At 67.1% G+C, this 10426-nt stretch carries 10 protein-coding genes and 1 pseudogene; 1 reads left to right on the top strand and 10 read right to left on the bottom strand.

Annotation, left to right across the window (positions count from 1 at the left end):
• Nucleotides 1–27: 27 nt before the first annotated feature.
• From FB454_RS31540 to istA, 10 genes are all read right to left on the bottom strand, one after another.
• Nucleotides 28–1101, bottom strand: a complete 1074-nt coding sequence (locus FB454_RS31540; RefSeq protein ID WP_013285030.1) for a phosphotransferase enzyme family protein — start codon at nucleotides 1099–1101, stop codon at nucleotides 28–30.
• Nucleotides 1101–1757, bottom strand: a complete 657-nt coding sequence (locus FB454_RS31545) for an HAD family hydrolase (RefSeq protein WP_041798899.1) — start codon at nucleotides 1755–1757, stop codon at nucleotides 1101–1103. Before FB454_RS31545 ends, FB454_RS31540 begins: the two co-directional genes overlap by 1 nt.
• On the bottom strand, nucleotides 1744–3360 hold the full coding sequence (locus tag FB454_RS31550) for a condensation domain-containing protein (protein WP_013285028.1): 1617 nt from the start codon (nucleotides 3358–3360) through the stop codon (nucleotides 1744–1746). The genes FB454_RS31545 and FB454_RS31550 overlap by 14 nt, the downstream gene beginning before the upstream one ends.
• A gap of 345 nt (nucleotides 3361–3705) precedes the next feature.
• Complete coding sequence (locus tag FB454_RS31555; RefSeq protein WP_013285027.1) at nucleotides 3706–4617, bottom strand: radical SAM protein; 912 nt, start codon at nucleotides 4615–4617, stop codon at nucleotides 3706–3708.
• Nucleotides 4598–5470 carry a nucleotidyltransferase family protein gene (locus tag FB454_RS31560; RefSeq protein ID WP_013285026.1) on the bottom strand — a complete coding sequence of 291 codons (873 nt, stop codon included), beginning with the start codon at nucleotides 5468–5470 and terminating at the stop codon, nucleotides 4598–4600. Before FB454_RS31560 ends, FB454_RS31555 begins: the two co-directional genes overlap by 20 nt.
• Nucleotides 5467–6585 (bottom strand): DUF2332 domain-containing protein, encoded by a 1119-nt coding sequence (locus FB454_RS31565; RefSeq protein ID WP_013285025.1) that lies wholly within the window; start codon nucleotides 6583–6585, stop codon nucleotides 5467–5469. The genes FB454_RS31560 and FB454_RS31565 overlap by 4 nt, the downstream gene beginning before the upstream one ends.
• Nucleotides 6582–7286: an RraA family protein gene (locus FB454_RS31570; RefSeq protein ID WP_145824064.1), complete on the bottom strand. Its 705-nt coding sequence runs from the start codon at nucleotides 7284–7286 to the stop codon at nucleotides 6582–6584. The genes FB454_RS31565 and FB454_RS31570 overlap by 4 nt, the downstream gene beginning before the upstream one ends.
• Nucleotides 7287–7750: 464 nt before the next feature.
• Nucleotides 7751–8011: a hypothetical protein gene (locus tag FB454_RS31575; protein ID WP_114919811.1), complete on the bottom strand. Its 261-nt coding sequence runs from the start codon at nucleotides 8009–8011 to the stop codon at nucleotides 7751–7753.
• Nucleotides 8011–8772: an IS21-like element helper ATPase IstB gene (gene istB / locus FB454_RS31580; protein WP_145824065.1), complete on the bottom strand. Its 762-nt coding sequence runs from the start codon at nucleotides 8770–8772 to the stop codon at nucleotides 8011–8013. The genes FB454_RS31575 and istB overlap by 1 nt, the downstream gene beginning before the upstream one ends.
• Nucleotides 8769–10196, bottom strand: a complete 1428-nt coding sequence (gene istA / locus FB454_RS31585) for an IS21 family transposase (RefSeq protein WP_240638536.1) — start codon at nucleotides 10194–10196, stop codon at nucleotides 8769–8771. The genes istB and istA overlap by 4 nt, the downstream gene beginning before the upstream one ends.
• Nucleotides 10197–10332: 136 nt before the next feature.
• Between istA and FB454_RS31590 the strand changes: the two are divergent.
• Nucleotides 10333–10426 (top strand): annotated as a pseudogene (locus FB454_RS31590) (IS5/IS1182 family transposase); the annotation flags it as partial.

Genomic DNA, 10426 nt, shown 5'->3' on the forward strand with positions numbered 1-10426 from the left:
CAATCCCGTTCTCTCGTGCTCGGCCTGCTACCGGGTGTGCCGCTCGATGGTGTGGAGCAGCTCGTACGCCCGAGGAAGGAAGGTCGGCGCCCAGGCCCGCAGACGCGGGCTGTCGGTCCGTCCGCTGAAGTACCTGACCAGGGCCAATGACCGGGCTGCCACCATCAGTTCCAGCGACGCCTCCGCCGATGCGGGCAGGGGGCGCACTGTCCTGTAACCGGCCAGCAGGGCGTCCCGCGCCGCCTTCCCGGAGCCGTTTAGATACGGCCAGAGAAGCGCGACCGCTAGGTCGTACACGTGCAGGCCCCACCCACAGTCATCGAAGTCGATCAGGCCGACGCCGTCGTCGGTCGTCAGGACGTTGCTGGGGTTGAGGTCGCCGTGGATCAGACCCCAGTTACCGTCCTCGCTATTCAGCTGCGCCATCGCGTCACGTGTGCGCGCAGCCATCTCGTCCAGACACCGTCGGTCGACGGGGGCGACGTTTTCGAGCGCAGCGATCCACCCAGCGCCCGCACTGGCACCCCACTTGCTCCAGGTCCGGTCGCCCGTGCGCCACATCCCCGTCCCGACCAGCGCCTCCCAGTCCCACTTTGGGCGGGACAGACCAAGTCCGGCCGCCTCCGGTCCCAGGTTGTGCAGAGCAGCGACTACCACGCCCAGCTGGTGCAAGCTTGTCCAGGACTGCCGGGCACCCGTCGAACCGGGATGCCCGTCGACCCACTCGAACACGGCGATCGGCCGTACGTCCGCCCCGTCGGATGGAGGCAGCGCAGCAAGCGGATCGCCATCGAGGCGAGGCACAGGTACTGGCGTCGCGGCCGGCAGCCGGCTGGCGAGGACGTCCAGCAGTGCCAGCTCCGACCGCACGGAGTCCAGGTCGTGGTAGTCGGGCCGGCCCACTCGGACCACGCGGTTCAGCGTTCCCCGGCCGGCCACCCTGCCCACCCAGCGAAAGGTGAGGTTTTCCGAGTTCTTTAGCAGGCTCAGCGTACCGTCATACATGCCGAAGGCCGGCAGTACACGGGCGTCGAGAGCGGCCGCGATCCGCTCCGCTTCCTGTGAGCGCAGATTGTCCGGCGATGCCGCGGTCGATCGCATCACTGCTTCAGCAGCCGGTCGAGCAGAGCCGCAACATCGTCGAATACCGCCACCGCGCCAGCCTCCATTAGCTCGGCAGTGTCCGCCCCGCCGGACCGCACGCCGACCCCGACTGCTCCGGCCGCAGTCGCCGCCTGCATGTCCCACACGCTGTCGCCGACCACGGCGGTCCGCCGCACGTCCACCGACAAGCTCTCCGCGGCAGCCAGGAAGAGGTCCGGCCACGGCTTGGCCCGGCCGACCTCGGAGAGAGTGACCACCACGTCGGACGGGGCAATGGCGAGCCGCTCCAGCAACGGCCCCGCCGTCGACCGCTCCCCGCTGGTCGCCACCGCCCACGGCATCCGCCGTGCGCGCAGCGTGGCGAGCAGCTCAACGGCGCGGTCAAACGGTCCGACACTAGCGCTCATCTGCGCGAACACCGCCGCCTTAATGGCGCGAAGCTGGCTCAGTTCGTCGGGGTCAACGGGCCGGGTCGACACCCGCCTGAGGAAATCGGCAGCGCCGAGCCCGACGCACTGCCGTACCCGCCAGGTCGGCACGCTGATCCCGACACTGTCCAGCGCGACCTTCCATCCCACCGCGTGCTGAAAGACGCTGTCGACGAGCGTCCCATCCAGATCGAACAGATACCCGTCGACGTCAAAAATCATCATTTGTGTCCGCTTCTGTAGCAATGAGGGGGAAGCACCCACTCTGCTGCCCCGGCTCGTGCTCCTCGGCCGGATCTTGGTCGAGTACGAACGAGATCATTCGTTCGTACTCCTCGACGAGCAGCTGCACCACGGGCGTCGCCAGTTCTCCGGGGTGGTAGCGGAACTGAGTGGACAGCACTTCGCCGGACAGGTCGCACACGACCTTGAGCATGTACGGTTGCCGCTCTCCGCCGGACAGCCCTATACCGAGGTCTACGTCGGCGAGCCGCAGCACACTGGCGCATGTACCGGCATCGTCGACCAGCCGCAGGTTGAGGGACACGGCCGGTTCCGGCATGTCCCGCAACTCCGACCTGACGGCCGGGTCGGGATAGTGGTCCCGCGCCCACCGTCCGATCAGTCGAGAGCCGGGGATGTCGGCCAGCGACCGCGCGGTGGCGGAGAGGACGCGCGGTGGCGAGACCGCGTCCCCCAAGTCGAAGAACGTGGAGACGTACTCCGCGAGCCAGCCGACGGTCCGAGACAGGTCTGGTCCCGAACGGATCTGGTCACGACCGTTGATGACAACGTCGATCAGGGTCGCGGTCGCCCCGAGCACCGTGACGAGTCCCATGTTGATCGCACTCGTGATCACGGTTTCGTACCCCCGCTGCCGCAAACGACGACGTCGAGCCTCGTCAGCCACCGCGCAGGTTGAACGGATGGTGGCGATCTCCGCGAGGGGACGTGGGTGCACATCGCTTGACCGCAGCGCGTCGGGTAACCGATCCCACGGACGCCCACGCCAGTAGGTCAGGTACCGCGCCGCCTCATCTGACGTGGTGTGGTTGATCGCGAAGCTCACCCACGCCCTCATCGAGGTCGCCGGCCTCGGCTGGGCGGCCAGGCCCTGCCGTGCCCGCTGCAGCGCCTCCTCTAGGTCGGCGTGGATAACATCCCAGCTCAGCCCGTCGAACATGAGGTGGTGCAGGACGGCCAACAGCCCCCACGGCCGTCCACCGTGGGCGAGGATCCGGAAGACCGCGACGCTGGCTGTCGCCAGGTCGACCTCGGCGCGCGCCTCGTCCGCCGTCGCGCGGACGGCGTAGTGCCGGTCCGGCGGCACTTCCACCACACGAACCGGCAACTGGTGATCGGCGACCGCCACGATCTGCTGCCGAGGTGGCGTCGCAGTCACGTCGATCCGGGAACGCAACGATCCGTGCCGCGCAACGACGGCGCCGAGGGCCGCCAGAACCTGCCCCTCGGTAACGGCCTCATGGATGGTCAGTAGCTGCGCGACCGTCAAATCGTTCAGCCGGGTCGTCCTGGCCAGGGATAGCTGCTGAATGGGCGTGAGCGCGAACGGAACGACCTCGTCGCGGTCGCTGCCCGCATCGCTATTCCTCGTGGCGAGTTCGACAAACTGGCGCAGGTTGGCGCACTCGAAGATCTCCGGCAGTCCGATCGACAGGCCCCGCTGCTGGGCACGCCTGGCCAACCTAATGGCTAAGAGCGAGTCGCCGCCAAGGTCGAAGAAGTTGTCGTCTGGATCCACGTGTGGACGGTCCAACACCTCGCACCACAGCTGGCTGACCTGCCCCTCGAGACTATCCATGCCCATCAGCTAACACCTCCGGTGGAATGACCTGCGCCGCCCACCGCACAGCGACCCGCACGATGTCCCGCACCACTGCGGGCACGTCGAGGATCAGCGTCTGCAACTGTGACCGCCGTAGCGGGACAGCTACTAGGCCACCTAGTCGTAGCCGCAGACAAGGCACAGGCAGAACGTCTTGTAAGTACCGAACGGCCGCAGCAAGTATGTCGGCCGCGCAGACGCTGAGGCACCTCGCCGGCTTGCCGTGACCACGAGCGGAAGTGCACCGTGCCGGCTCCAGCGTAGGGCAAACAGAGCCGAGCATTGCCCGCCGCATGGCGCGTCGGAGCAGGATCGAGGCAGACGAACCTACTGCACTCCATCTGGTCCTTCCAGCTGCGAAATCTGGCCGTGCAGTCCGTTGCGGGACAGGTCGACCGGAACATTGGAGGCGTTCTCGAGAACGTCCCGCCAGTAGCCGATGGTTCGGTAGCCCACCGAGTCGGACACCCCGAAGAGTTCGCCGCGCGGCCCGACGAACAGGTATCGGCCCACCCGGTCCGTCTGCTCCTGCCCGACCATGTGACCCGGACCGATAATGGTGCGAGCCTCGGCCAGCGCTCGACGAAATGTGGCATTGTCCACCTGATGCTCGTCGCTGCTGTCGAGCCCGATGCCTGCCGCGACGAACTGGTACAGCTTCCAGCGGTCCCATACCGGCCGCCGGTCCGACAGGAGGTAGGCGATGTTGGGGATGTCATCGGCGTTCACCGCGCTGACGACCGTGCGTACCGTGATTTGCACCGCTGGCGCGGCCCTTCGGACGGTGTCGAGAGCGCTCAGCGCCGCATCGAATGCAAGGTCCGCCAACTTCCCTTGCCGCATCTTAGCGTTGACCGCCACGTTGGAGCCGTCGATCGGAATGCCGATCTCGTCAACGTAGCGCAGGAGATCCTGGTGGCGACCCAGCCGGATGCCGTTGGTGGACAGCGTCACCCGGAAGCCTTCCTCGGAGGCGTGCCGCAGGAGTCCTCCTATGTCTCGGCGCAGCAGCGGCTCGCCCCCCGTGAACACCACGGCCGACGTGCCGCCAGCCCTAAACCGGGAGAGCAAATCTTTCCATTCGGCGGTGTCGAGCCCGTCGCGGATGTCGTGATCGGGCCCCCAGCAGAAGGTGCACCGAAGGTTGCAACGGGCGGTGGGGTTGATGTCGATAGAGCTGGGATAGGCGAAGGGAGGACCCGGCTCGCGAGTCCCGCTCTCACGAGAGTCGTTGGCCACTGAGCTCCCCTGAGACGAACTTGACAATCTCCGGCCCGTACTCTTCGTCCTGCACGGCCGCGAGGGCGGAAATGCGGAGAAAGTTCGACCAGTCCCCGATGTCGACAGAACACTCGCCGGGCCACATCGGCGCGGCCCATACGGCCTTCGTCGGGGTGACCAGCCGCGCCGCCGAGGAGACGCGCACCTCGCCGTCAGGGCCGACTGGGGTTCGGCGCATGACGTCCAGCATGTCGGGCGACAGTGCCCAGTAGCCACGGGGAACGAGCACGCTCAGCCGACCGCTCTCGCTCACCGGTGCGGGCGCGCTCAGATCGATCGGGAAGGGATCACGGTCCTGCGGGTCGGCCGCGGTGGATGCGATGAGTGGAATGTTCAGGGCCGGTGCCCCGACGGCCATCTGCCGGGGCACCCACTCAGTTAGTGCAATCGCCATCACCGACCGCTGCTCGAAGGCGGCGACCAGGCGCTGGAGCGCCGTCAGCGGAGAGGCGCTGGTGGCCGGCTTCCCCATGTAGCAGTCGGGGCTAGCGAACATAAAGCCGGAATCACCGATCCACTCGGCCGCGTGCAGGATCGCACCCGCCGACCCACGCAGATCAGGGCCCTGCACCACGTAGGAGATATCAACGCCCAAGGCCTTGCCGTCGCCGAAGTAGTCCATGATCGCGTCTCGGCGGAAGTCGACCACCACCATGACCTCCTCGATGCCCGCCATTCGCAGGTTGGAGATCACATGCTCGAGAATGGGGGTGCGCCCGATCGGCAGCATCGGCTTGGGCACGGTGGCGGTCAGTGGCCACAGGCGCGACCCGGTGCCGGCGGCCGGGATGACGGCCTTGCAAATCCTCACTCCGGCCGTCCCTGCGCGGCGCAGCCAACGGCGCCCGAGGCGTCCGTCCACTCCATCCACCGCCCGTGAGGGTCGATGAACGCGAGTTCCGCTTCGGCCACCCGGACGCCGTCGCGATACTCGGCGAACAACAGCTGCGTCGAGCGCTTGCCGAAGTCTCCGAGCGTCACCTCGAACACGGGCCGGGACAGGCTGGCCCGTTCCAGGATCGCGCGTGCCGTGTCCCTACCGTCGGCGAAGGCCTGGTTGACTACGAAGGAGAAGAGGACGCACACGGGTGACGAGTCGTCCGGCAACCCGCTCAACACCTCGGGCAGCACAATGCCTGCGTCACCAGCACGCAGGTCCAGAACCGCCGCCTTCGCGACGGCCGCCGCCGCATCGAACAACGGCAGCCGGTCGACGTGGTCGGCGAAGATCAACGCGCGTACCCACGCGGCCTCGTCGGGGTCGGCGACATCGACCGGGAACAGGTCGAGGCCGATCCGGCTTAGCGGTGTGGGAATCGAGTCGCCGATCGGGGGTTCCAGCTCACCGCGCAGCTGACAGTTGATGACGACAGGGCTCGCCGGGTCACCGAGCTCAGCCCCGTTGGAGTAGAGATATCGGAACCGCTCGACGCACATGACCAGCCCGGCGCTGGCCCCGACGTCGATCAGGTGAAAGCGCCCGGCACGCCCCATCACCTCCTGTAGGGCCGGCAGGATTAGCCCAGCGCGCCGTACCTCGTTGGACTGGACGGTCCGCTTGGAGATGATTTCTCGGATTTGATCGCCGTAACTGCGTGAGAAGTCCTGAAGCTGAGCGAACGCCTCGTCGTAGTCACGGGAGTAGCTGTCCGGGCTGACGCTGGGGTAGAACTTGGCCAGTGGGTGATCGGTGCCTGAGAGCAGGAGGTAGTGCACAGCGCCGAAGTACATGTTCGGCGCGGGCTGCCCGCCCCTGACATTCAGCGCGAGCTTGAGGATGCCCTCTTCCTTGGACGCAGCAGCCGCCAGGTGCTCATAGAGTTCCGACGAGCCGCGGCACAGCTTCTCGGAGAAGTGCATGAACTGCGCCGACAGGGTCTCCAAGGTCTGCTCGGCGTGGCGGTCGTATTTCTGGTGAAGGCTCATGCTCGGCTCCCGGAACGCTCGAAGACGTAGCCCCGCTCGACCAGCGTGTCGGCGAGGTCGAAGGGCTTTTCCAAGTTGCCGCGCCGCTTCTCGGTGTCAGCGTTCATTTCGCTGACGATCGTGGCGGCCATCGCCTCCGCGAGCATGCGCGGCACGGCGACAACGCCGTCGTCGTCGCCGAGGATGACGTCGCCCGGCGCTACAGTCGCCCCGCCGCACACTACCTGGACGTTCACCGCGCCCATCTCCGCCAAGGGATACGAAAAGTTGCGCGGCGTAACAGCGCGGACAAACGTTGGAAAGCCGACGCGCCGGATGTCGGCCGCGTCGCGAGTAGCGCCGTCGATGATGATGCCCGCCAGACCACGGGCAGCCATCTGCCTGGCCGTGTACTCGCCGAAGCAGGCGCGGTCCTCGACACCGCCGGCAGCCACCACGAGGACGTCGCCCGGCTTGGCAAGATCGATCGCCATACGCCGGACGGAGACATCTGCTCCGAGTACCGTGACAGCGGTACCGCACACCTTCATGCCCGGCAACAACGCCGAGATCCGCGGCGACATTGCGCCGTACTTGCCGAGCTTGTCCAGCACGAACCCGGTGTAGCACTGCGCCAGTGCGGACACCGCCAACGGCGATGTGCGCTCGATGTCGCACACGATACGACCGGCTTGTGGATGATTTTGGGCAGCCGCAACCACCGCAACCTCCCCCGTGAGTCAGTACAACCGCGACGGATGGTTGGGCCGGCGCGACAACGGACGAAAAGGTAGCAGCGACCTTACGTGACAGCAACATCCGCTTTGCGGAAACGTCCACACCCGAGCAAGAGCCCACGAAAGCAGCGAATTCGGATGAAGCGGCTGAGCTCAGCGTTCAGACTTGCCGACAAAGGCATAAGGATCGCCAAAGTGGCAGGCGGGCAGTGATCAAGAGGGAGCCGCCACGTCTCACCAGCGACGACTTCGGCGAGCCGCCCCTCAGTGAGCCATTTTCATCGTGACGGTGCAGGTCACGGGCGGTGCGGGAAGGCCGGTGTCTATGTAGGACGAGGCTCCCGGTAAGACAGCAGTCGACCAAGATCAGATGCCCCAACCGGGAGCCTCGCTGTGCTGTCGGGGTACTCGTTGGAGTGCAGAGGTGAGTACGGCTGATCTTGCAGAGGTCATGCGTCGTGTTGGGCGCCTTGTTCGTCACGGTGGGTTGTGTTCTGCAGGCGTAGGCGGGTGAGGCCGAGCATGTCGATGAGCCATCCAGGTCCGCCGGTGATGCCGCGGGCGCGGAGATGGATGTCGACCTCGTGGTGGGTCGCCGGCCCGGTGTTGGCGAGGAAGTCCTCGCAGATCTGGAGCAGGAGCTGCAGCAGGTCGCGGTGGTTGGTGTTGCTGGTGGTCGCGAGGTCGTCCGGGTTGGCCGGGGTGGGCATCAGGCGACGTTCTCGATGGCGGTGAGGCGGTTCTTGAGTCGGTAGCTGGGGCCGTTGATGGGGACGACGTCGCAGTGGTGCAGGAGCCGGTCGAGGATGGCGGTGGCCAGGACCTCGTCGCCGAAGACTTGGCCCCATTCGCCGAAGCCCTTGTTCGAGGTCAGCAGGGTGGAGCCCTTCTCGTAGCGTTTGGAGATCACCTGGAAGACGAGGTTGGCCTCAGGGCGTTCGAGGGGTTGGTAGCCCACTTCGTCGATGACCAGGACGGTGGGGCGTAGGTAGGTCTGCAGCTTGGGGGCCAGCCGGCCGATCGCGTCGGCGGCTTTGAGGTGGCGGACCATGTCGTCGAGGGTGGTGAAGTAGACGGTGAACCCGGCTCGGCAGGCGGCGACCGCGAGGGACACCGCGATGTGGGTCTTGCCGACGCCGGGCGGGCCGAGGAACGCGACGTTGGCTTTGGCCTGCACGAACGCAAGGGTCGCGAGGTCACGGACCTTGCGGGGGTCCAGGTCGGGTTGGAAGCTGAAGTCGTAGTCGTCGAGGGTCTTGTGGTGCGGCAGCTTCGACAGGCGTAGCCCGGCGCGGAAGCGGCGTTCGTCGCGGACGGCGAGTTCCTCTTGCAGGACGAGGTCGAGGAACTCCAGGTAGCCCATGGCCTCGGTGTCGGCCCGGCCGGTGAGTTCCTGCAGCGTCTTGCCCAGGTGAGGCAGGCCGAGTTTGGTGGCGCTGGCGTGGATGCGGTTGGTGACCAGCTCACTCACGTCGAGACGTCCTTCAGGTGTGGGCGGTGGGTGAACGGGCTGGCCGCAGCGATCTGCTCATAGACCGACAGCGGGCGGGCCTCGACGGCGATCTGGGCGGCGGCGGCCCGGTTGAGCAGGGCTTGCAGCGGTCCCTGACTGCTGTCGTGACGGGCGGGCCGGCGTGTGGTCGGCTGCCCGCTGTCGGGGTCGCCGGTGGTGACGGCACGGGTGTTTCCGTCGGGCAGACCATCCCAGTGGCTCTCGTCGACGACGCGGGCGCCGCGGCCGACGGCCCGCTGGTGCGTGGCCAGCAGCGTGGTGCCGTCCAGGCCGGGAACGGTCGCGTGGATGGTGATCGTGGCGGCGGTCGCCCGGATCTCCACGAGTTGACGGTGGCGGACCCGTCGGGCCGGCACCGAGTAGAGGTTGCCGGCATAGGCGACCAGGCAGTCCTTGCCGACGTGCCGCAGATGCCGGTCGGCGACCACATACGCCCGGGCGGGGATCGGTCGCAGCGCGGCGTGGTCGCGGACCGCCCGCACGCCGATGATCTCGCCGTGGGTGCGATGCCGCACGGCCCGCCGCTGCGGCACCCACGCCACGAACGTGGCATCGAGCTCGGCCAACGACGCAAACGCCCGCCCGGCCAGGACATGATCACGAACGATGGTGACCTGCCGTTCGACCCGCCCTTTGCCGGTCGGCCGATAGGCGGCCAGCACATCGATGTCGAAGTCGTAGTGCCCGGCGAACGCGACCGCTTCCGGGTGCAGCGGCACCGCCTGGCCCGGGGCGACGTGCCGACGGACCACAGTCTTGGTCCGGTCGTAGACGACCACCCCCGGGACCCCGCCGAAGTGCGCGAACGCCCGCCGGTGACACTCCCAGAACGCGGCCAGGTCCTGGCTGGTGGTGAAACAGCAGAACGGATCCCGCGAGTACGACAACACCATGTGAAACGAGTACACCTTCGGGATCCCGACGTGAGCCAGGATGCCGCCCTCGTCGCCCCAGTCCACCTGCGCCTGCGCACCCGGAACAACCTCGAACCGGCGGTGCAGCCCGGCCAGCTGATCCGGGCTGATCCCCAACTCCGCAGCGATCCGCGGCCGGGCCTGCTGCAGATACAACTTCACCCGCTGGTAGTTGCCGGTGAACCCGTACTGCTCGACAAGACGTTCATGAATCACCGTGCCCTTGAGCAGCAACTCCGCCCGCAACCACGTATCGACCACGTGCGCGAACACGTCGATCAACTGCCCACGAGCCGGCCGCGCCCGAACCGCCGGCGCCACCTCGCCGCCACCAGCAGCCAGGTACTTCTTGACCGTCCGCCAGTTCAGGCCCGTCTCACGAGCGATCTCCGAGACACTCGCACCAGCCTCGTGCAACGCCCGGAACCGGCGCACATCCAGCCACCGCTGCTCATCCAACGCCCCCACCGCCAGCCGCCCCACGCCGGTCCGATCACGACCCGAGCAGCCTCACCCTCAGTCACCCGCCGACGACGGACAAACAGTGCGCACCTCTGCAAGATCAGCTGTACCTAGCTCTGCACTCCAGGCCGTACCCCGACATGTGCTGTCTTACCCTGCCGCGATTCCGTTGTCCACCCGCAGCCTGAACCACCTCGCCGCCCTCATCCGAACCCGCCGCCAGCAGCAACGGTCTC

It is taken from the genome of Micromonospora sp. CNZ297, assembly GCF_007827625.1.